Here is a 301-nt window from a genome sequence, read left to right as displayed (position 1 = left end):
AGAGAATGAAGGCGACTTTACAGCAGGTGTGCGAGAAGCTCTTGGTGCAGATGGTTTTACTTACATTGTCGATGTTACAAGAGGACAGCTTGGCCCTGACAATGTAAATAAGCGCTTAGAACAAACAGCAAAAATAGATGGGAAAAAAGTTTCTGTGCGCCTACCACAAGACCCTGGTCAAGCTGGTAAATCGCAAGCTAGTTCATTTGTAAAGCTTCTTGCGGGTTATAGCGTGATAGCCAAACCAATTTCAGGTGACAAGCTTACACGGGCACAACCATTTGCGGCCCAAGTTAACGTA

General features: G+C 44.9%; 1 protein-coding gene. It reads left to right on the top strand.

Annotation, left to right across the window (positions count from 1 at the left end; all coding sequences use genetic code 11):
• A partial coding sequence (terL, locus tag R5R67_RS19690) for a phage terminase large subunit (RefSeq protein ID WP_318755236.1) occupies window positions 1-301 on the top strand: 301 nt, incomplete at both ends.

This window comes from Acinetobacter sp. OYA S30 (assembly GCF_033599315.1).
GTDB classification, from domain to species: Bacteria; Pseudomonadota; Gammaproteobacteria; order Pseudomonadales; family Moraxellaceae; genus Acinetobacter; species Acinetobacter baumannii.
The sequence above is the reverse complement of the archived record's forward strand: the minus strand, read 5'-3'. Positions and strand labels throughout refer to the sequence as shown.